Here is a 20,780-nt window from a genome sequence, read left to right as displayed (position 1 = left end):
TCGCTTCTAATAAACTTGCCGGGGGTCGTTTGAAAGGTGATCCATAATGACGCCAGCCAGTGTTCGGTACATTGTCAACGATGTCGCAATCTCCGTCGCCTTCCACACGCAGCACCTTGGGTTCACCATCGAGCAGGACGCACGGCCAGCGTTTGCGTCGGTGACCCGTGGTCCCTTGCGGCTGATGTTGAGTGGCGCTGCAAGCTCCGGCGCACGGCCGATGCCGGACGGTCGCCGTCCAGTGCCCGGCGGGTGGAACCGCATCCTGCTGCTTGTCGAAGATCTGAAAGAGGAAGTCGAACGGCTGAAAGGCGCCGGGTTGCCATTTCGCAATGAGGTCATCAGTGGAGTCGGTGGCTCGCAAATCCTGCTCGAAGACCGTCGGGGAACGTGATCGAACTGTTCCAGCCCGCCGCTCACTGACAGGTTCTCAACCTTGCTTTTGGAACTGACCGAGGTTTGAAGCTCGTCGGAACGGCCGAATCGGTGCAAGCGGCCGTAGACATGGTCGGAGTTCTGACGGCGTGTATAGGCGCCGTCTTCCGACACGAGGCTTTCAGGGCCAGGCGGCGGGCCTAAATGCCGCCCATTCCTCAGGCTAACAGAATACGGCACCATCAAGCTGCGCATGGGGTTGAACGCGCATCGTCGGAAACTTGGAACCCCCGCTTAGTCACTCGGAGCCGCGTGCGCCGTGGCGGAAGAGCTGTACTTCTAACTCGCCTCCCTATTGACAGACGGGCTGCATGCCGGGCCGCTCCGGCGGGAGCGCAATGTAGCCTTACTCGGCGACGGCAATAAAACAAAGCAGGTGTGCGACATCCAAACATTTGGATTCAACGTCCGGCATAATATGGCTTGAACGAAGTGCAAATGCTATGACCGTCGGATCGACAGAGTTCGGAGACCCATTCGCGGACGCAAGCGGTCCGTAGGCGGAGATGATCCGGAGGCTGCACCAAAGGGGCGATGATGATGGAAGCAGCGCCGCATTCACAGATTGCTGACCACTACGCGCGAGGCAGCCTGGTCGCAGGTATTCGCGATGGTCTTGCCGCCATGGGGAAGACCGAAAGCACGGTCACCGCCGAGGACCTCTCGCCCGTAGACGAGTTTCACATTGGCGGCCGCGCCGCCACGGGAGAGTTGGCAGGGCAACTTGCGCTCACCGCTGCGGATCGAGTGCTCGACATCGGCTGCGGCCTCGGTGGACCAGCGCGACAGATCGCAGCGAAGTATGGCTGCCACCTCACCGGCATCGATCTCACTCGCGACTACGTCGAAGCCGGCAATGTCCTTTCCGGCTGGCTCCATCTAGGGGAGCGCGTCTCGTTGCAGCAGGGCGATGCTTTGCGGCTGCCCTTCCCAGATGGATCGTTTACTGCCGCATACATGTTGCATGTCGGAATGAATATCGCCGACAAGAGCGCACTATTTTTCGGACATTGCGCGGGTCCTATGCCCCGGGGCGCGTTTCGGTGTCTTCGACGTCATGCGCACTGGACCCGGCGAACTGTCTTATCCGCTGCCATGGGCGAGTACGGCAGATACGAACGCGATCGCCGCTCCAGAGCAGTACCGCGACACACTTTCCGCGGCAGGGTTCGAGATCTTGTCGGAACGCCAGCGGCGTGATGCTGCGCTCGAGTACTTCGCACGGCAGCGCGCCCAAGTGGCCATGGGGCGGGCAGTACTGGGCGTGCAAACTCTCATGGGAGCGCGGCGGCCCCAGATGGTCCGAAACATGAGCGAAAGTATTTCAGCCGGCCTGATTGGGCCGGTCGAGATTATTGCCCGAAGGCGGTAATATCTGTTGTCGATTTCAACTGATTCTGGCGGGAAACGCAATGTCTGCTTCGGGTCAGGAATTGAACTAACGCGCCCGCCCCGTGCAAGTCCGCTTTGGTGAGCAGCAGCGCTAACTTCAACGGCCGGAATTGGGCGCATTGCTGCCCATCATTTCGGCTGAAAGCGAAGAGACATGGTCGTCGCGCTGCATCGTGTCACGCGGGTTCTCGAATCGGACCCGAGGTCCGCATCCCGACTACCTTCTGGAATCACCTCTCCGAGACTCTCCGGCGCAAGCGGGGAATGCTTGTGGGGTTGGGACGGGTGACCCGCGGTCGCCTCATTCCAGCCGTATCGCCGAGGAGCGATCTGAGCCCAGGTCGAGTGTGGCCGACCGGACAACGTCCCGACGCTCGTCGAATGGCCCTCACTGACGAGAGAAGCAGCAGGACGATTGGCTTCGACACCCACGCCTAGAATAAAGCGTTGATGACTACCGTGCCACGCAACGACACCATGTCCCGGGGTATCACCAAGGTTTGCTTGCGCGTTCTACGTCGAGGGAAGCGCCAGCCGCTTCTGGCCAGCAACGATACGGCGGAAGAACCACAGAATGGCTGGGCAAACCAGGAGCACGACGGCCCCGAAGTCCAGCGCGGCGCTGGCGGAGCCGATCGAGGTGGAAAGCTTTCCGCCGATCGCCGCTCCAACCGGGCTCCCGGCATAGAAAGCCGTATAGAATATTCCCATTCCGATCGCCCGCGTTTTCCGCTCGAGCACACGTGCTGGAAGGCTCATGATCGCACCGGCGGGGAGGCCGCAGACGGCACCGACGGCAATGACGATGGGAAGCACGTGGCCGCTTCGCGACAGGAGAACCGTTAGCAGGGCAAAGGCGATGCTGCCTGCGACAATGATGGCTTCGCCGCGTTTGGTCTGATCAGCGAGGAAGCCACCAAAGGGAACCGAAATCGCCGCGAGCCAGAGGACGATGCTGATCGTCGATCCAGCCGCAGCCATGGACCATCCTCGCTCAACCAGCATCGATGGCCCGAAACTGAAGATCATCGACAAACCGAGATTGTAGAGACACCAGATTGAGCTAGCGGCAACGACTGCATAGACCGTTTCCGAGGTCAGACTGCCTCGTTCGCCTTCAAGAGAGACCGTCGCCTCCGGCGCGCGGTAGACGAAAGCCATGAGGCCGAAGCCGATCAGAATCCACCCCGCGACGGCAAGGTTGACGAGATGAAGCCCGAACCTCGCTCCGATCCATGGCAGGAGCATGAGCGAGATTGCGATGCCCACCGGCCACGAGTTGACGAAAATGGCCATCGCGGTTGCGATTTCGCGACCAGTGAACCAGTCGGCCACCATCTTGGTCATCAGGACGCTCAAGAGAATGCCGCCAGTGCCCGCAATCAGTCGGCCCGCGATCTGCACGCTCCATAATGCCGACGTAGTCATAAGCAATTCGCCGGCCAGCATCGCCAGGAGCCCCCCGAGGACGGTCGCCTTGTCGCCATAGCGGCGTCCGATCGTGCCACCGGGCAGAGCAAGCAGGACGCCGGGCGCAAAGTAAACTCCTATAAGGATACCGATGTCGGCCAGGCTCGCATCGACGCTTTGGCTAAGCTGTGGTGCGACGGCCCCTACGCTCCCGAACTGAAATGCGAAGGCGGTGCGAGCGACAAACAAGACAGCAAGAATGGTCCAGCGGCTTGGCACTTGAGTCCTCCCGTGGGACTGACAATCCGCGCATGGTTTTCACCAAATGCCTGGCGCACTCAGTCCTATCAATGATGTCTCAGCGCTTGCAGATCATGTCGGCCAGCGGCCCAGGCAAGCGCCTCTTCGAGCCTGTCGTCACCCCAAAACGTCTCGCCATCCACGACGAACGCTGGAGAGCCGAAAATGCCGTAGTTGCGGGCCGCGTCGGTTTCAGCCTTGAGACGCTCATGGGCACCGGGCTCATCGGCCCTTGCAATCGCACGACCGACATCTTGACCGAGGGGGGCTAGCACATGCTCCAGATGGGCACGGCTACCCAGATCCATGCCTTCTAGGTACCACGCCCTGAAGCTTGCGACGGTATAAGCCTCGCACCAGCCCTCTTCGGCCGCCACCATGGCGACTCGGTTGGCCACAAGGTCCGGATCGGTCGGCCAGATGGGTGGCCTGACATAAGGCACCCCGTGCGTCGCCGCGCGTCGCTCCACATCGCGCCACATGTACTTCACCTTTGCCGCCTGGGTGCGGAGGGCGATGTTGTTCTCGGCCATGACGGTGCGGACATTGAAGGGCCGCCATCGAACGGCAACACCCGACCGTTTTGACACCGCATCAACGCGCATCACGGACAGATACGAGTAGCCGCTTCCGAAGAAATAGAAGAAGTCGAGTTGCTGCATTCCCGTCGCCTCCCATCCATGGATGCCGACACTCAGCCAACTCGGCAACAAACCTATGCCTCAGTCGGTGCTGTTAAGGCTGCACATCCGTATCAGCCATGATCCGCCGGCCTGCTGCTCGAAGACGTTGACAGACGTACCGCTGCCAACCTCCAGGCCCTCGGTATACGTCGCCAGACACCAAGCCAGGTCACCAGATCTGCCCGCGTGTATCACTGTCATCTTCTTTTCAGGCGCCTCGTCGTGGCCGTGCGTCCAGGCTGTATGGAGAGCTTCGATAGCATCCCGGCCCCGAGCAGGAGGCGCGTAGGGCGAAAGTAATTCGGCATCGGCCGTAAACATGGCGCCGCATGTTTTGGCGTCGCCAGCACGATAGGCAGCCACATAGGAATTCCAGAAAACCTGCAGTTCCTCGTGAATCGACATCGGACGGCCCTCCGGAAGCCAGTTTGCTATATTAGCGGTTTCTTAGATGTACGACAATTCTCCAATGCTGGTCCGCCGCTGGCCATCTTCCCACCTAGCCGTTATCGCGGTGACCCCGGGGGTCGGTCTCCGCTTCAGGTAGTATGCGATCTCACACCGCGCGCACGGGTGCGCTTATGGGATATCGCAAAGGCGGGCTCTACGTCGGAGTTGAAGGCGAAGAGCAGCCGTTCACTCCAGAATCTGCCGACAGCGCATAAGTGGACCAGGCGCCGGACGGACCCCCTTCAGGAGAGGCGCCTTCGTGCGCGCAGCAATTGGCGGTAGCCGCGCTCGACCATCTTCAGGCCGTCGCGCACGAGGCGATACGTCTGGTAGCGGAAAGGCGAGTCCTGCCAGTCAGTGGCACTGACCAACTTCCGACCAAACAAGGCCGTCGCGACTTCGAAATGAGATGCCTGCTCCTCACGGCCGTCAAGGCACTGCAGCATATGGCCAAGACGCCGCCGCTGGGCCGAGGTCAAGCGGGCATCGGGAAGGTGTTGCCTGTGGATCGAGCGGACGAATCTCTCGATCGCCTGTAGCCTGTCATGCGCCATGTCATCGAGTGGAATTATGGCAGCCAGCGGCTCGCCTGGTCGCGCGCCGCCGAGAAGCGCCAACTGCACGCCGGCCGGCGAAGATCGCACGTGAAGGCCGACTTCGTCACGCTTTCCCGCGGCCAACCGAACATCGCGGGCGCTGTCTTCCCGCGCGAGCATATCCGCCGGAACCTCGACCAGGTTCACGACCCCAGGGTCGATCTGAGGCGCCCAATAGACCGGCTGCTCGACCGCGGACTGATCAGGCCTGGCGGCGAAACTGCAAGCCCCAGCGCTTGCGCAGCGCACGCATCGCTTTAGCCGAGCGGGAGGCCGCGAAGTCCCGCTGATACTGGGGATTTCGTCGCAGGAACTCCCAGGCAATCTCATCGGCCGCGGCGCCTTTAACGAACGCGTATGCCTGTGGGTCACACCACTGCGATGTATCGGGCTTCATCCGTATCCTTCCCTTCTCATGGATTTGATACGGAGACGCAGCGTTGAGCGAAATCCTTGGATTCCGTCATTGACGAATGAACGAGAGAGATCTCGGCGCCGAGCATCAGGCCGAGACTTTGCGATGCCTACTGGCTGGCCCCTTCCAGTGTCTTGAATGTGTCCGTCCAGGCGCGATAGGCCTCCTCATCGCCCTGGCTCCACGCGCTGAAGGCGCGCCAGGCGGCGAAAGAGGATGCAGACTGCTCGAACAGCGCGCCGATCGACTGGTCGCCTGCAGGCCAGCCGGCAGGCTCGCTGTTTATCGCTTCAGGCGTGAGGCGCCGCAGATCGGCCAGGGCCGAGCGGATGTGGGGCAACGGAAATTCGCACAGGTCTGTGTTGTCAGCCGCTTCTCGAACGATGACTGCAAGCTTGGCGATAACGCCCGCCAGCGATTGGGCAGACGTCACTGCAATCTTATCCAACAAGGCATCGGCCTTTTCAGCCTCGCTCTGCTCCGCCGTCCGGGCATCGAGATAGCGGTCGGCGTCAGCGCCCTCCCCGCGCCCAGGGACTTCGCCGACGGAGAAGAGCGCGCCGCGCTCCAAGAGCCCCTCCTCGGCCTGCTGCTGCCTGACACAGGAGGCTAGCATTCCAACATGAGCGTCGATCCAGGCAAGGGACAGGACGAGTGCTGGATCGGCCGACGGCGGGTCTACGACCGCATGGTCGGCCGAACGCTTAGGGTGTTCTTTGGTGCATGGCGATTGCCTCTCCCGTCCCAGCGTGACGGGAGGCAAAGTCGTGGTATTGTCGGAATCAGCCATGATCCGAGCTCCACACAGCTTGGCTTTGGTCAGGTCGAAAAGGGTGTTCGCGCACCCTCTTCGACCGCAAGTTCGAGACAGGGGTAATATACAAATTGATTGAGGTCAATCATAATATTGGAGACAAGGCGGCGAATTTCAGCGCCGAGCAGTGCCGCGGCGCACGTGCAATGTTGGGTTGGAGCCAAGATGATCTGGCCCGCGCGGCCACCGTCGCACGGCAGACAATCGCTGATTTCGAACGCGGCGCGCGGACTCCGATTGCAAATAATATATTAGCGATCGTGAATGCGCTTGAAAGAGCAGGCATTGAAGTACTTCCCAACAATGGGATCCTCTTGCGTAAGAGCAGCTGATCGCGATTTCTGGACCACCGTCGAATGCGAAAGCCCGTCCGACCGGGGTCGAACGGGCTCGATTGAGAGTTACTCGCCGTTGCGGCGGTTGGGGCGGGACCAGATGAGGCTGTGGCCCTCGCCTTCCTCGTCGGCGAAGAGGTTGGCGTAGATCGGGGCGGTGAAGCTCGGATCGTCGAGCTTGAGCCCGAGATAGTCGCGGCCCTCGTTGGAGCGCTTGGACCAGGCGGCGCCGATTTCGGCCTTGCCGACCACCACGCGGTGGCTTGGAGCGTTCTCGCCGTTGGCCCGGGTGTCGGGGACGATGCGCACGCCCTTGGCCTGGACGCTGAGGGTGACGATCTCGCCGGTGAACTCGTTCGCATTGGTCTTCTTGAAAGTGCCGATGGTAGCCATTTTCAGTCTCCGTTTCTTCGTTTCCGAGCCCGCACCATGCGGCCTCGATGGCGATCGCGGGGCCGGAGGCGACCGCCGCCGCATCGCTTGCGACCGCAGCAAAAGCGGAGGATGGCGGAGGCGCGCGTTTCTTGGTTCCGCGAGGAATGGGCTTTGCCCAGGGGAAGAAACGCGCAACGCGCCCTTGCGGCATAGGCGGTCGAGGCTTCAGCCGTCCTTCGGCCAGATCAGCCGGCTCGAGAGGTCGTTGGTGCACTCTGTGAAATGAAGAGGGAGGAAATGGCGGCACATGCGATTAGAAGACCAAGCCACCGGGTCTCCAAGATGTCTCTCGATCGGCTTGGCATGGGCTGTATCAAGCCCTTATCACGTCGGCATGAGGCGACCGCCACCTCGTCCGCAGTGGCGGCTCGGGACCCGATCCGCGCGAACTGCCGCCCAAGGAACTGCGCAAGCCGCGACATCTACATCCCGGGTCTGCATATTGACAACATTAAGGTCAAGACGGCGGGAGTTCAGGTGAATCGAATTTCTTGCCCGGCTCAGGATCGCAAGACGACCCGAGGCGTTACACGTCGACACCGTGACTCCGCGCCCTGGCAAGAAGGAAGACGATAATGGCAGACAACAAGTCGAAGCGAGGCGCCGCCGACCGTCGGCAAGTCTCCGGCGGTGAAGGCTACGAGGTCAATTACTTTGCCCGCAAGCACGGCATCAGCAAAGAGCAGGCCGAGGCGCTGATAAAGCGGGTCGGCAACGACCGCGACAAGCTCAATGCCGCCGCGCAGAAACTAAAGAAATAGGCCGCGCGCCGGAATGGCGCGTCGGACAATTCGGTTTGGTGAGAGTAAATTCTGTGAGCAAGTCAGCGTCGCGTCGCCTCACAATCAGAGGATCTTCAACTCCCCCTACGAAGCCAGCCTCGCGACGCGCGGCCAAACTCGCGCCACCTGCCTTCCGGCCGGTCCAGCTCGCAAAACTGGTGGACACAGTTCCCCCCGGCGATCGCTGGATTCACGAGATGAAATACGATGGCTACCGCATCCTCGTCGCTGTGGGTGGCGGAGAGGCGCGCGCCTATACGCGCTCCGGTCTGGACTGGTCCGACCGTTTTCCCTCGATCCTGTCCGAGGCACGCAAGCTCAAGATTCGCTCGGCGCTCATCGATGGAGAGGCCGTCGTCACCGACACCGAGGGACGATCCAGTTTCCAGGCGCTTCAGAACGCATTGAAGGGTGCTCCGGCGAGCATTGACTATTTCGCCTTCGACCTGCTGCAGCTCGATGGCGAAGACCTGACCAGGCTTCCGCTCCTGGAGCGCAAGAAGAAACTGGAGGCAATTCTGCCGGCCAGGAACCCCATCTTTCGCTACTCCGATCATATCCAGGGCCGTGGAGAGGAATTGCTGAACCGCTTCTGCGACGCCGGCCTGGAAGGGGTAATCTCGAAGCTCGCGGATTCCGACTATGTCGGCGCCCGGGACGGCAGCTGGCTGAAGATCAAGTGCATCAAACGTCAGGAATTCGTGCTCGTCGGCTGGACGCCGTCAGACAAGGATCGCGCGTTTCGATCGCTGATTCTTGTTTTCAATGATGGCGGAAAGCTGCGCTATGCCGGCAAGGTCGGGACCGGTTTCGATACCGCCGAGATGGCCCGGCTGATGAAGATCATGGCGCCGCTCGAGCAGAAAGCCGCCACGGTCGAGGCGCCGCGCGCGGAGGTTCGCGGCGCCCACTGGCTGCGTCCCAAACTTGTAGCCGAGATCGCCTTTACCGAGATGACCAACGAAGGAACGCTGCGTCATCCAAGCTATCTTGGCCTGCGCGAGGACAAGAAGCCGGAGGCCGTCGTGCTCGAGACGGAACACCGCACAGCAACCCTGCCGTCACCGGCAATCAGCACGATTGCGATCAGCAATCGCGGCCGCGTCATCTACCCGGAATCCAACATCACCAAGGGACAGCTAGCCGATCATTACGCCGAGGTCGCCGACATCATGCTTCCGTGGGTCGGCAACAGGCCGATCAGTCTGGTCCGCTGCCCGCAGGGCCGCGCGAAGAAGTGCTTTTTCCAAAAACACGACGCCGGCAGCTTTGGCGACAAGGTCCATCACGTCGGGATCACCGAGAAGGACGGACACGAGGAGCCTTACCTCTATGTGGACGATGCCGACGGGCTGATGACCTGCGTCCAGATGGGAACGATTGAGCTGCATGGATGGGGAGCCCGCATCGAGGACGTCGAAAAGGCCGACCGGTTGGTGTTCGATCTGGACCCGGACGAGGGCTTGGATTTTGAAGCCGTCCGCGCGGCTGCCTTTCAATTCCGCGACATCCTCAAATCGTTGGGACTGACGACTTTCCCGATGCTGACGGGCGGCAAGGGGGTGCATGTGATCGCTCCGCTGACCCCACAGGCAGAATGGCCGGAGGTAAAGGATTTCGCGTCCCGCCTGGCTCAGGCGGTCGCCCAGAGCGATCCGGCCCATTTTACCGCCGCGTTGTCGAAGGCCCGCCGCAAGGGTCGCATATTCGTAGACTATCTGCGCAACCAGCGCGGAGCGACCGCGATCATGCCGTACAGCGCGAGAACCCGGCCGAGTGCTCCGGTGGCGGCGCCGATCACCTGGGCGGAGATGAAGACCATCAATGCACCCTCGCATTTCCATGTCGGCGACGCTCCCGAATTGAAGAAACGAGCGGCTTCCAAGGCTCTGGCGGGCTGGGGGCGCGCTGATCAATCCCTGCCACATCTGTAGCGCCAGCGGGCAGAGGAGAAGCCACGCCGTTTTTCCAACCCGGCGCCATGGCCCGCCAGGATTCTTTGGAACCTGCCAAGACCGGCCTCGTTTGCCTGAAGCCATGGCAAAAACCGACACGAGGACCATCGCCAATCTTCTGAGGGAATACGCGCATAGGACATCCCTGCGCGGCGGTAATCCCTATCGCGCAAAGGCGTATCTACGTGCCGCTGACAGCCTGGCGGCACTCTCCCAACCACTTGATCGCATCATCGCCGCCGGCGCCCTCACCAGTATCCCGGGGATCGGGGACGCCATCGCGGACATCGTGACGAAGCTCCATCAGACCGGCACGCACCCAAGCCTCGACAAACTGCGGGAAGAGGTGCCGGCAGGCGTGATGGAGCTGTTTGCAATCCCTGGTCTTCGGCCCGACAAGATATTGAAGCTTCACCAGGCGCTCGGCGTGAGTTCGCTGGCGGAGCTCAAAACCGCGGCGAAGGAAGATCGCATCAGGCCGGTCAAGGGGCTTGGTGCCGCGCTTCAGACGAAGATCCTGGAGAACCTGGCTATCGCGCGAAGCGGTCAGATGCAGCTTCATCTCCACAAGGCTGCTGCTCTCCTGGAGCATGCAATGGCATCGTTGCAGCAAGAACATCCGGAGTTCTCCCGCGTCGAGATCGCCGGTGACTTCCGGCGCGGGTGCGAGCTCGTTTCCGCTTTCGCGCTGGTAGCGCAAGGCACGGAGCAGGCCGAGCTCGCGGATGCGACCCTGCGGGTTGTCATCACCGACAAGAAGCACTTTGGCGCCAGGCTCCTCGACGCGACCGGTTCGGCAGATCACCTCAAGCAGCTGAAGACGCTCGCGGCCGTCAAGGGATTTGTCCTGAAGGGTGACGGGCTCTATCGCGGCCGAAAGCTGGTCGCCTCAGCGACAGAAGAGGATATCTACGAGACCATAGGCCTGCAGTTCGTCGAGCCCGAACTGCGCGAAGGCAGGGATGAGATCAGACGGGCGGCCAGCCACGAGCTGCCCGCACTTGTTCGAGACCAAGATCTGTGTGGCATCCTGCACTCCCATACGACAGCGTCCGACGGCACCGAGACGCTCGAGACGATGGCCGAAGCCACGCGCAAGCGCGGGTTCGAATATTATGGTGTCGCCGATCATTCGCAGTCCGCTCACTATGCGGGTGGCCTTTCGCTGCAGGAGATAACTGAACAGCATCGCGAGGCCGACCGGTTGAACCGGCGGTATGGTGGGAGATTCCGTATCCTGAAAGGCATTGAGGCTGACATTCTGGCGGACGGCTCGCTCGACTATCCGGATCATGTCCTGGAGCAGTTCGACTTCGTCGTCGCCAGCGTGCACAGCCGCTTCAAACTGCCCAGGAAGGAGCAGACTGAGCGCATCATCGAGGCGATCGGCAACCCCCGGACGACGATCATCGGCCACATGACAGGCCGCCAGCTGTTGCGGCGCCCGGGCTACGATCTCGACATCGCCAAAGTTCTTCGGGCCTGCGCCAAATTTGGCGTCGCCGTCGAAGTCAACGCACATCCATGGCGTCTCGATCTCGACTGGCGCTGGCATCAGGAGGCACTCGAATACGGCTGCATCTTCAGTGTCAATCCGGATGCTCATTCAATTCGCGAGCTCGATCACATGCACTGGGGCGTTGAGATGTCGCGCAAGGGCGGCGTCCCTGCGCAGCGAGTCCTCAATGCGATGCGCCTGCCGGCTCTGCTTTCCTATCTGGAAAAGCGCAAGCGCGCATCCAAGAGGATCGGTCGACCACGCCTGATGGCGAGGGACGCTATGCTGTAATTCAATTGGCTGGTCTGGTGCGGCCTCCTTCAACAGGTGCACGCTGCGTATATGATATTGGAATCGAGCCAACGGTCCAGCTGACCGAGCTGTTCGACCGACAATGTCCCTGCCGGCAACGGTCTGGTCAATGATTTGGCGGAGACCGACGGATCGAGCCACGCGGCCCAATCCTTGAATGACGATTTGACGGTCATGATAAGGGGCGATGTCCGGAACTGAAGATTGTAGGATCCGGCAGCACGAAGCTTATATCCTGGCGGAATGACATTGCAGGCAAATGGCCCCTGCCGCGGCGCTGACCCGCGCAAGATAATCCATGTCGACATGGATGCGTTCTACGCGTCGGTCGAACAGCGCGACAATCCAGAACTCCGCGGCAAGCCGCTTGCCGTCGGTGGAGCGGCCGCCCGCGGCGTGGTGGCTGCCGCAAGCTACGAGGCCCGCGCCTTCGGCGTTCGCTCCGCCATGCCTTCGGTCACGGCAAAGCGCAAATGCCCCCAACTCATCTTTGTGCCGCCTCGTTTTGACGTCTACCGGGCAGTCTCGGCTCAGATCCGCGAGGTGTTCGCCGAACATACCGATCTCATCGAACCGCTCTCGCTCGACGAGGCTTATCTCGACGTGACGCAGAACCGGCTCAATATTTCGTCGGCCACGACGATCGCCGAGACGATCAGGACAAAGATCCTGATGGTGACCGGTCTCACCGCTTCCGCCGGAATCTCGTACAACAAATTTCTCGCCAAGATGGCGTCCGACCAGAACAAACCGAACGGCCAGTTCGTCATCACGCCACGCCATGGGCCGGCGTTTGTCGAGGGTTTGCCGGTCAAGAAATTTCATGGTGTCGGTCCTGCGACCGCCGCGAAGATGGAGGCGCTCGGAATTGAGACCGGCGCCGATCTCAAGGGCAAGTCGCTCCCTTTCCTGCAGCAGCATTTCGGAAAGGCGGGGCTCTGGTACTATCAAATCGCGCGCGCCATCGACGAACGCAAGGTCGAACCAGATCGGCCGCGCAAATCAATCGGCGCCGAGGACACGTTCGCAGTCGACATATTCGACCTCAATGCATCAATCGCCGAACTCAAGCCGCTGGTCGCCAAGGTCCGGGGCTACTGTGAGGGCAAAGGCGTTCGGGGCCGGACCGTCACGCTGAAGATCAAGTTCGCCGACTTCCAGCAGATCACGCGCAGCCGCACGGTGGCGGTGCCGATCGAACTTCCGGATTTCGAACATCTCGCAGCCGATCTCCTTCAATCGGTGTTTCCGGTGCGGAAGGGAATCCGCCTGTTGGGCGTCACGCTTTCCTCCCTAGGCGATGTGTTGCCGCCGGATCAACGTCAACTGCGCTTCGAGCTTTAGCACTGCCCTGGGGCCAGGACGGAAAGGACGTCCGGCCGCATCTTGTCCGGATCATCGCTCGGGTGGATCGATCGTCGCGGACGATCTGGGAAACCTCTCCTTCATATTCGTCGGCCGCACGACCGTGAGTGTACCGTCGCCGGCGCCTGGTGGCGAGGCTGAAGGCGAAGGCGTTGGCTTCGACGAGGGACATTTTCCCGGCTCCTGTTCTGGAAGCGGGGAGCGATCCCCGCGTGACAGACGCCCGATGTATCCGGCCGAGGGCCGCAATCACCGTGAAGGCAAAGCCGAAACGGCGGCACGCTTTGCGTAGTCCGACCCTTTATGGATTGATGGCATCAGGCCCTCGGACCGGACCAAGGAATTGCGCCGACAAACGCGGGGATAGGGTCCCTGTTCTCCATTCCAGGACGGGATGGGATGTGAACCTCATGGTTCGCCACTTCGCATTCACCGCCGCCAAATCGGCAGGAGCGATCGTTCGATCAACGCGCCGGGAGCGACGAAAAACAAAGCGAATGACTGGAGGCGACTGGCCTTGTGGCGCCGTCATGTGGCGCCGAACCTCATCACCGGAATGCCGAGCCTGCGGGCCTTGTCGGCGAGGTTGTCCTGAATGCCTGAGCCGGGGAAATGAATGACGCCAATCGGCAAGGTGTCGAGCATGGCGTCGTTGCGCTTGAAGGGCGCGGCCTTGCCATGTTTGGTCCAGTCCGGCTTGAAGGCAATCTGTGGCACCTTGCGGCTGTGAGCCCATTTGGCCGCGATCAACTCGGCACCTTTGGGTGACCCGCCGTGCAGCAGGACCATGTCCGGATGCTTGCCATGGACCTGGTCGAGCTTGGCCCAGATCAGCCAATGATCGTTGAAATCGAGCCCGCCGGTGAAGGCGACTTTCGGGCCCGGAGGCAACAGCACCTGACTGTCTGTATGCTTCCTCGCGGCAACGAAGTCCCGGCTGTCGATCAGAGCCGCGGTCAGGTTGCGATGGTTGACGACAGAGCCCGAACGCGGGCGCCAGATCGAGTGTGTGTGGCGCTCGTAATGCTCGGCGGCCTGATCGCGCATCAATTCGAAGGCGTTGCGGCGTTCGAGCAGCGTCTGACCTTGGGCGATGAGGCGCTCGAGCTCGACCGACTTGACCTCGGATCCGTCTTGTTCGCGCTGTAGCCGTTGCTGGCCAAGCTCGTTTTCATCGAGCTCGCGTTCGATCCGCTTGGTCGCGCGATGGAACAGATTGACCGTCCCCCACAGCAACTCCTCGAGGTCGGGCTCAAGGCGTGTGTCGGCCATCGCCACCAGGAGAGCGTCGAAGATGTCGGCGATGCTGGCGGCTATGACCCGGCCTTCGGGAAGCGGGCGCGGATCGGGTTCATCGTCGAAGGGACGGTAGCCGTAGAGCTGAAGCTCGTGCAGGATGTGGTCGATGGATGATGATGCGGGTTGCGGCTCGAAGTCGGTATCGTGCTCGGTGCTCATGGCGGCTTGCCTTCGTGGGACCGGCCGCGCCCATCGCGGCCTTCATGGCGACGAAGGCGATGGACGATCCGGACTTGCACCCGAAGCGCCAGCGCAGGGCCGGAACGGGAGTGAAGGATGGCGAAGCCCGGCTATTTTGGTTCGCGATGGAAAGGCCCGAAGACGAGGTCCCGGGCGGCTCGCCGCACGGGGTGGCAAGGGCCGCCGGAAAATAACGGGGCGCAGCCATTGCCTGTCCGGACCGGCTGGTGCCCGATCGCCCTCTGGAAGGCCGGTGGGCCGGCCCTCGCCTCAGCGAAGGCCCCCCTGCGCACCGAGGTACGCCTAGCAAATGCCACCCCTCCCTTCCCCTTCCGGTCAGGCCGCCAGCTTCACGAAGCGCTCGACATCCTGTGGCGCGATCTGAACCCGCAGGATCCCCCTCAGCGCATTGACGCCGAGTAGACGCAGATCCTCGTTGAGGTCGCCAAGTTTCGGCGTCAGAACCATGGCCTCGATACCGGCCGCGCTGGTGCGTTCAATCAGGGTTGCCACTGCTGCGTCGCCTGCCGGATCATTGTCACGGGCGATGTAGAGGCGCCGCAATGTGTCAGGAAACAGGATTGCGGACAGATGCGCCGCCGACAAGGCTGCGAGTGCCGGCATGGCGGGCAGGACAGTGCGTTGCGACAGCATGGTCTCGATGCCCTCACCGGCGGCCATGACATCGCAGCAGCAGCCGAAGCGGACAGCGTGTCCGAGCAGTTCGCCCATGGCCCGTCTCGGTGTCTCGAGCGGAGCGCGGCCGAGATGGGCTTCGCTAAATCCGCCCGGATCGAGCCAGGTGCGGTGGGCCCCGGTAAGCTTGCCTTTGAGGTCGGTGACCGCCGCGACCATTGCCGGCCAGGTTTCAGTCCGGCCGCGGTCTGAACGGTAGTAGCAGCGAGGATGAAACCGTAGGCTCCCAGTCTCATGCACGGCTGTAATCGCGCGTGCGCGCAAATACGTCTCCACAAGAGTTCCCCGTATCGGCTGCGACATGGAGACCAGCCGCCGCGCCGCTTCAGGGGAACCGCCGGCAGCGGGAACGGCTTGCTCCCACTGGCCCTTTGGTTCGTTCGTGGGCGGCATGGACAGAAAGCTGCGCGCCTCGCCGGACACATCCTTGAAGTCCGTCAGGCCAAGCGATTCACGGATGACGTCCAGAAGGTCGCCGTGCTCGCCGGTGGCGGCGTCGGTCCATTTCCCGGCGGCACCCTTGCCGCAATCCGGTCCCTTGAGACGCACAAACATCGAGCGCCCCGGCGCATTGCGGGCGTCGCCAACCAGCCAGTAGCGGCCCTCACGGCGACCGTTGGAAAGGTAACGGCGGCAAACAGCCTCAGCCTGCCGAGCAAGATGGCTTGCCAGTTCGGATGCATCGCGAGGCAGCATCAGCGGGCCTCCCTCTCACTGATGCGCTGCACTGGCCAACACTCGATAACCTTGGCCGGCACCGCAGGCCCGCTGGCGTCCGCCGGCACAAACATGCGCAGCTTCCAGGATATGATTTCATGGAAGAGTCCGTAGGCGGTGAGCCGCTCGCGCATGGTATCGGTGATGCGACGCACATTGGACTGGCCGAGCACCAGCTTGTTGAAAGGGATATCGCGCGAGGACGACAGCGTGATCTTTTGAACGGCAGTGGTCATTTGAAGGTCTCCGCGACGGGCCGCCGAGAGCCTCTCTCTCAGCCTTGAACCCGTCACAAGATCCCTCCAACCCTCTCCCTCTCCTGCCTGCACAATCCGGCACACCGTTGCTCGACTGCCGAGCGCGCACGCATGTCGGCCTGTACGTTGTCTCCGCGTGAGCCGATGGTTGGAGCGGACAGACGAAGTGCGGCTGGCACTTGATACCTATGCCGATCGGCGGAACGGTGCATGCGCTGTTCGGGTCAGCGAAATTATGCCGCCCATTTGTCGTTGCCTGCGCTCAGCCCGATGGATGCTTCGGCCTCCACCGGCACGTGGCCAAGAAGCCAATCGGCCGCCTTGCTGGCCAGGCTGGCGGCGCGAACGATGGCGCGATTGTCCTCGCGCAAAACCTCCAGCCATGAGCCGATGTAGTCGGCATGCCGAACCGTGGGCACTATGCCCAAGGCGGCGCAGCAGAAGGCCGCGTTGATTTCTGCCACGAGTTCCTCGAACGCATACTTCCTGGAGGCGGTAGAGCCGGATAATTTGCGATCGAGACGTGAACTGTGGCCGGTGGCATGACCGAGCTCATGCAAGGCTGTCCGATGCCAATTGATCGGCTCGAAGTAGGCTTGGGGCGGAGGCACCTGTATATAATCGTGGGCCGGCACGTAAAACGCCCTATCGCCGCCGATACGAAAGTCGATGCCGGTGGCCTTGATCAGCGCCTCGACACGCGGTTCGATCGGGCTAGCCACCGGCAGTACAGCCGAAGCTGCGATTTCGTCAGGTAGCCCTTTACATTGTTCAATGTTGAAAACGGTGAAGCGCTTGAGGAACGGGATGGCTTGAGCATCCTCACCCGTCTCGCGAGCGCGCTTCTTCTCGTGATCCCGGGACAAAACGATCGGCATAAACGACCGTTGTCCCGCGCTCGCCTCTACGGACATTCCCGCCGAGCGCGAAAGCCTGTCGATAAGTTATCCAACTCTGCGTTGGGAACCCGCATTCAACGACCGCGCCCCAGAGAATAAGCACGTTGATCCCGCTATACGCGCGATGCGTCCTGGCATTCTTCGGCAGGGAAAGCGACGCGTTTGCGGCGGAAGTTCCCCATGGCTGAACCCAGGGAAAACGACCCCCTTCCAGCTCGGCAATTATCTTGCCGGTGATCTCGTCGTAGAGGTTCGACCGGTCGGCGGCGTGGGTTCGTTTGGTCCGGACATACATCGCGGTTCTCCGCGACGGGCGCCGAAGGCCTCTCCTTCCGCTTTCAACCCGTCGCGAAAAACCCCTCCCATCCTCTAACTCTCCGTCGGGAGAGCTCTGCTTTCCCGACCAAATGAAAAACGGCGTACAAGGCGGAGGCACCGAAATGTCCGTCATTGCGACCAAGTCAGTTCGGTGCTGGAGCAAGTTCGTGGCCCTGAGACCGGTTCAACAGAGGCGGCCGAAGGAGCATCAGCATAGCGCCGCCGCCAGGCGGGATGCGGGACCGACCGCCCCCGGCGAAGGGCGCCGGATCAAAAACGATTGGTGCCATGCCTGCGTAAAATAAGACACTCTTCGAAGAAGGGGGCACCGTTTTTACCGGTCGTCGCGTGATTCCGACGGTCTATTTCCAGTACACCAACTCGGCGCTCAACCAGCAAACCATCCTATTTACACGCCCTGACCGCAATTCACCGCACCGTTTGATCGGATCCCTTCCGGCAGTGGCTATACAATCCAGATCTTGATCCATGAATGGGAAGCCCACGCACAAGGGCGGACACATACCGGGGCGAGGTTATGAAAAGCGACTCCCTTTCCTATCCTTCTCGGGGTCTCTCACGCGAAGAAGCTGCCCGATATGTTGGCGCGGCCATGACAAAATTCGACCAGATGGTTGCTGACCGGCGCATGCCGAAGCCGAAGAAAGTTGACGGCCGCGTGATTTGGGATCGCCTTAAACTCGAAGCGGCGTTTACCGAACTACCTGGAGACGATGACGAGAATATCGTCGACTTCCTGTTTGCAAGGGAATCACCGCAGGGAATAGATTCATTCCGCCATGATCGACAAATGTCCCGGCCTCTCCTCTTACACCGACCTCTCGGCGTTTCGTTCATGGCAGCCTTGCCGGCTCTGCTTGGCTAGGTTGACTCGCCTAGGTGTAGTATTTTCGGCATGTTTTGGGAAAAAACATGTGGCTTGTAGAGGGAAATAAACTATTTGTCTCGCTGGCGGTATGGCAAATCAAAGCTCGATCAATTCGTCCGATACGGTAAGAGGAAACTATATGACCACTGCTCTCGAACATGACGGCCAACTGGATACTGTGTCGATAGCGGCCGACATCGTCGCCGCGTATGTCTCGAACAATCCGCTGCCGGTTGGCGAGTTGCCGAAGCTGATTGGCGATATTCATGCCGCTCTGAAAGGCATCGGCACGACGGCGATAGAGCCTGTGGTCAAGCAGGAACCGGCAATATCGATCAGAAAGTCGGTGACGCCAGACTTTATTATCTGCCTTGAGAATGGGAAGAAGTTCAAATCGCTCAAGCGCCATATCCGAGTTCACTACAATCTGAGCCCTAATGAGTATCGCCTGAAGTGGAACCTTCCAGTCGACTATCCTATGGTCGCGCCGAACTATACGGCCACGCGCTCGGCATTGGCGAAATCAGCAGGCCTTGGACGAAAGGCGGTGGTGCCCGCACCAACCGCGAACGAGAAAACAAAAAAACCAGCGCGCTTAGCAGCCGCAAGAACACCTGCGGCGTCAATCAAGTCACCGCTGAAGAAGACGCGCAAGGCATCCGTCAAAGCCTGAGGGACTGCCCTGGCAAGGTGCCAGGCTGTAGCGGCCTGACCTTGATGAAGCCCCGCCGCGTGGCGGGGCTCAGTTGCATGTCGGTTCAGTCTGCGGCACAGCGGAACCGGATGAGGGAAGAACTGCCCCGACCAAGAAGGTAAAGAAGAGAACTAAGGACCTGGGTCTTGGATCACCGAGGTCGCTGGCACGGAGCCGGGGTGTCGTAGGGAGGCGCAGTTATGTTTCGGATTATCGCCGCATTGGCGATCGGCGGCGTTTTCATGCCGGTGGATCCTGCGTCGGTCGTGCGGCGCCCACAGGCGCCGGTGCCCTGGTCGACGGTTTATGTCGAGGGATGTTGCAAGACTTGTTCGGCCGGTCAGGCATGTGGCGATAGCTGCATCTCGCGAGAGAAGCGATGCCACAAAGCGCCCGGCTGCGCGTGCGATGGCTGAGATGCCGCGATTTCCCGCCCTTGGCGTCTGCCGCTTGTCGGCCGCCTTGCTCTGCCTCACCTTGCCTTCCGTGGCCGAACCACTGGTGGGCATTCCATCAGTCGTGGACGGCGACACGATCGAAATTCATGGACAGCGGATTCGCCTCAATGGCATGGACGCGCCGGAGAGTGCTCAGATCTGCGCCATCGCCTCTGGCAAGAAGTACCGTTGCGGCCAGCAGGCGTCTCTGGTGTTGGCGGATTTCCTCGATGCGCATCGCCCAACATCGTGCATTGGAGTCGACCGCGATCGCTACAGGCGCATGGTCGCTGTCTGCACCGCCGCAGGCGTCGATATCGGCGAATGGATGGTCAGGCAGGGCTATGCGCTTGATTGGCCGAAATACAGTGCCGGCTTCTACGTTGGAGCCGAGCAGGAAGCCAGGACCGCAAAGCGCGGCCTGTGGGCCGGCTCATTCGACAAGCCCTGGAATTGGCGCAGGCAACACTAGGACCTTCGCCGTTCCCTCAGGAGCCGGTTCAATTCCGCGGCAGCTTGTGAATCTCCAGTCTCACCGGACCGCCTCGATCGCAGCTCGTGCAGACAAGCGCCCTCTCAACGGAGCTGAACAGCGCGTCCTTGCCGTATCGCCGAATAAGCGCGGCTGGCTTCACCTCGGCATAGTGCGAGCAGCGTTTGCACCAAGCTCGCAACGTGTGCCATTCGCGCAGATCGCCAAGTGAAACGTCCAACCCGGCATGAATGCTGCCGTTGATGACAGTCTGCGGTGGAACCTTCACCTCGCCCGGAGTGATAATCTTCTCCATGACATGGCGGCTGTTGTAGTGAATCAGCAGCATTCCGGGCCGACGCCGAATGGCCGCCTGCCAAGCTGCCTGGCTGACCACCGCGTCCGGAGATCGGCATATGGTTTCTAGATGGGTTTTCTCCTCTCGATCCCAGACTTCGATCCGGAAATTGTCTTCCGCCGTCTCGGTCATTGAACCCGCGCCTTATGCCAGCCGCGAGAATAGCCGTTCGAGACTGCGGCCCGCGACAAGCCCAGTTCCCGTTCAAGGTCGTTGTTCCTGGCAAGGACATTCAGCAACGCGACCAAGACATCGCCGCCGGCTGCGGCTATGGCCTGCTCAGCCACCTCTTCCAGTTCGGACATAGCTTCGCCGGCCGGCGCGTTCTGGCGCGTTCCCATGCCTCTTTCCTGCTCAGATGTCATTCAGGAATAAGGAACATATTCC

General features: G+C 61.2%; 21 protein-coding genes and 4 pseudogenes. 10 read left to right on the top strand and 15 right to left on the bottom strand.

Annotated elements, in window-relative coordinates; all coding sequences use genetic code 11:
* Positions 1–46 precede the first annotated feature (46 nt).
* A pseudogene (locus FJ972_RS28215) lies at positions 47–423 on the top strand (VOC family protein).
* Between the two features lie 570 nt (positions 424–993).
* Here FJ972_RS28215 and FJ972_RS30215 read toward each other — a convergent pair.
* Entirely contained in the window at positions 994–1,314 is a 321-nt protein-coding gene (locus FJ972_RS30215) for a hypothetical protein (protein ID WP_246672802.1), read from the bottom strand.
* Here FJ972_RS30215 and FJ972_RS30400 point away from each other — a divergent pair.
* A complete protein-coding gene (locus tag FJ972_RS30400; RefSeq protein ID WP_411908946.1) occupies positions 1,225–1,635 on the top strand; it encodes a class I SAM-dependent methyltransferase in 411 nt (136 codons plus the stop codon). The two genes, FJ972_RS30215 and FJ972_RS30400, sit on opposite strands and share 90 nt — an antisense overlap.
* Positions 1,636–2,340: 705 nt before the next feature.
* Here the strand turns inward: FJ972_RS30400 and FJ972_RS28205 are convergent.
* The 6 genes from FJ972_RS28205 to FJ972_RS28180 form a co-directional block, all read right to left on the bottom strand.
* Positions 2,341–3,516 (bottom strand): CynX/NimT family MFS transporter, encoded by a 1,176-nt coding sequence (locus FJ972_RS28205; RefSeq protein ID WP_140523020.1) that lies wholly within the window; start codon positions 3,514–3,516, stop codon positions 2,341–2,343.
* A 68-nt stretch (positions 3,517–3,584) separates the two neighbouring features.
* Entirely contained in the window at positions 3,585–4,199 is a 615-nt protein-coding gene (locus tag FJ972_RS28200; protein WP_140523034.1) for a 2-hydroxychromene-2-carboxylate isomerase, read from the bottom strand.
* A gap of 60 nt (positions 4,200–4,259) precedes the next feature.
* Positions 4,260–4,625, bottom strand: a complete 366-nt coding sequence (locus tag FJ972_RS28195; RefSeq protein WP_140523036.1) for a YybH family protein — start codon at positions 4,623–4,625, stop codon at positions 4,260–4,262.
* Positions 4,626–4,912: 287 nt separating this feature from the next.
* Positions 4,913–5,413 (bottom strand): DUF2285 domain-containing protein, encoded by a 501-nt coding sequence (locus FJ972_RS28190; RefSeq protein ID WP_140523038.1) that lies wholly within the window; start codon positions 5,411–5,413, stop codon positions 4,913–4,915.
* A gap of 55 nt (positions 5,414–5,468) precedes the next feature.
* The gene (locus FJ972_RS28185; protein WP_140523040.1) at positions 5,469–5,663 is read right to left on the bottom strand and encodes a transcriptional regulator domain-containing protein; all 195 of its coding nucleotides are present in this window, start codon (positions 5,661–5,663) and stop codon (positions 5,469–5,471) included.
* 127 nt (positions 5,664–5,790) lie between these two features.
* Entirely contained in the window at positions 5,791–6,471 is a 681-nt protein-coding gene (locus FJ972_RS28180) for a hypothetical protein (RefSeq protein WP_224656331.1), read from the bottom strand.
* A gap of 95 nt (positions 6,472–6,566) precedes the next feature.
* On the opposite strand from FJ972_RS28180, the gene FJ972_RS28175 reads away from it, so the two are divergent.
* Positions 6,567–6,827, top strand: a complete 261-nt coding sequence (locus tag FJ972_RS28175) for a helix-turn-helix transcriptional regulator (protein WP_224656332.1) — start codon at positions 6,567–6,569, stop codon at positions 6,825–6,827.
* A gap of 69 nt (positions 6,828–6,896) precedes the next feature.
* Here FJ972_RS28175 and FJ972_RS28170 read toward each other — a convergent pair whose 3' ends face one another.
* Positions 6,897–7,223, bottom strand: a complete 327-nt coding sequence (locus FJ972_RS28170) for a DUF736 domain-containing protein (protein ID WP_042643545.1) — start codon at positions 7,221–7,223, stop codon at positions 6,897–6,899.
* Positions 7,224–7,840: 617 nt separating this feature from the next.
* Here FJ972_RS28170 and FJ972_RS28165 point away from each other — a divergent pair.
* From FJ972_RS28165 to FJ972_RS28155, 3 genes are all read left to right on the top strand, one after another.
* Positions 7,841–8,026: a DUF3606 domain-containing protein gene (locus FJ972_RS28165; RefSeq protein ID WP_140523042.1), complete on the top strand. Its 186-nt coding sequence runs from the start codon at positions 7,841–7,843 to the stop codon at positions 8,024–8,026.
* Between the two features lie 83 nt (positions 8,027–8,109).
* Positions 8,110–9,981: a DNA ligase D gene (gene ligD / locus FJ972_RS28160; protein ID WP_140523444.1), complete on the top strand. Its 1,872-nt coding sequence runs from the start codon at positions 8,110–8,112 to the stop codon at positions 9,979–9,981.
* Positions 9,982–10,084: 103 nt separating this feature from the next.
* On the top strand, positions 10,085–11,791 hold the full coding sequence (locus FJ972_RS28155) for a DNA polymerase/3'-5' exonuclease PolX (protein WP_140523044.1): 1,707 nt from the start codon (positions 10,085–10,087) through the stop codon (positions 11,789–11,791).
* A 29-nt stretch (positions 11,792–11,820) separates the two neighbouring features.
* Here the strand turns inward: FJ972_RS28155 and FJ972_RS28150 are convergent.
* A pseudogene (locus tag FJ972_RS28150) lies at positions 11,821–12,007 on the bottom strand (hypothetical protein); the annotation flags it as partial.
* 48 nt (positions 12,008–12,055) lie between these two features.
* Here FJ972_RS28150 and dinB point away from each other — a divergent pair.
* Positions 12,056–13,156, top strand: coding sequence for a DNA polymerase IV (dinB, locus tag FJ972_RS28145; RefSeq protein ID WP_140523046.1), 1,101 nt, complete (start codon positions 12,056–12,058; stop codon positions 13,154–13,156).
* A 549-nt stretch (positions 13,157–13,705) separates the two neighbouring features.
* Here the strand turns inward: dinB and FJ972_RS28140 are convergent.
* The 4 genes and pseudogenes from FJ972_RS28140 to FJ972_RS28125 form a co-directional block, all read right to left on the bottom strand.
* The gene (locus FJ972_RS28140; protein WP_140523050.1) at positions 13,706–14,635 is read right to left on the bottom strand and encodes a DUF2493 domain-containing protein; all 930 of its coding nucleotides are present in this window, start codon (positions 14,633–14,635) and stop codon (positions 13,706–13,708) included.
* A gap of 357 nt (positions 14,636–14,992) precedes the next feature.
* Positions 14,993–16,048 (bottom strand): toprim domain-containing protein, encoded by a 1,056-nt coding sequence (locus tag FJ972_RS28135; protein ID WP_140523052.1) that lies wholly within the window; start codon positions 16,046–16,048, stop codon positions 14,993–14,995.
* Positions 16,048–16,305, bottom strand: a complete 258-nt coding sequence (locus FJ972_RS28130; protein ID WP_140523055.1) for a hypothetical protein — start codon at positions 16,303–16,305, stop codon at positions 16,048–16,050. Before FJ972_RS28130 ends, FJ972_RS28135 begins: the two co-directional genes overlap by 1 nt.
* A gap of 254 nt (positions 16,306–16,559) precedes the next feature.
* Positions 16,560–17,520: pseudogene (locus FJ972_RS28125) on the bottom strand (ArdC family protein).
* Between the two features lie 561 nt (positions 17,521–18,081).
* On the opposite strand from FJ972_RS28125, the pseudogene FJ972_RS28120 reads away from it, so the two are divergent.
* From FJ972_RS28120 to FJ972_RS28110, 3 genes and pseudogenes are all read left to right on the top strand, one after another.
* Positions 18,082–18,297 (top strand): annotated as a pseudogene (locus FJ972_RS28120) (hypothetical protein); the annotation flags it as partial.
* Positions 18,298–18,571: 274 nt separating this feature from the next.
* Positions 18,572–19,105 (top strand): MucR family transcriptional regulator, encoded by a 534-nt coding sequence (locus FJ972_RS28115; protein WP_140523057.1) that lies wholly within the window; start codon positions 18,572–18,574, stop codon positions 19,103–19,105.
* A gap of 438 nt (positions 19,106–19,543) precedes the next feature.
* The gene (locus tag FJ972_RS28110; protein ID WP_140523060.1) at positions 19,544–20,035 is read left to right on the top strand and encodes a thermonuclease family protein; all 492 of its coding nucleotides are present in this window, start codon (positions 19,544–19,546) and stop codon (positions 20,033–20,035) included.
* A 28-nt stretch (positions 20,036–20,063) separates the two neighbouring features.
* Here FJ972_RS28110 and FJ972_RS28105 read toward each other — a convergent pair whose 3' ends face one another.
* Together FJ972_RS28105 and FJ972_RS28100 are read right to left on the bottom strand one after the other, a co-directional pair.
* On the bottom strand, positions 20,064–20,525 hold the full coding sequence (locus tag FJ972_RS28105) for a hypothetical protein (RefSeq protein WP_140499776.1): 462 nt from the start codon (positions 20,523–20,525) through the stop codon (positions 20,064–20,066).
* On the bottom strand, positions 20,522–20,734 hold the full coding sequence (locus FJ972_RS28100; protein ID WP_140499774.1) for a hypothetical protein: 213 nt from the start codon (positions 20,732–20,734) through the stop codon (positions 20,522–20,524). Before FJ972_RS28100 ends, FJ972_RS28105 begins: the two co-directional genes overlap by 4 nt.
* Between the last annotated feature and the right edge of the window lie 46 nt (positions 20,735–20,780).

The organism is Mesorhizobium sp. B2-1-1, from assembly GCF_006442975.2.
Classification (GTDB): Bacteria; Pseudomonadota; Alphaproteobacteria; order Rhizobiales; family Rhizobiaceae; genus Mesorhizobium.
Note: the sequence above shows the minus strand (reverse complement) of the source record. Positions and strands in the feature narration are given on the sequence as shown.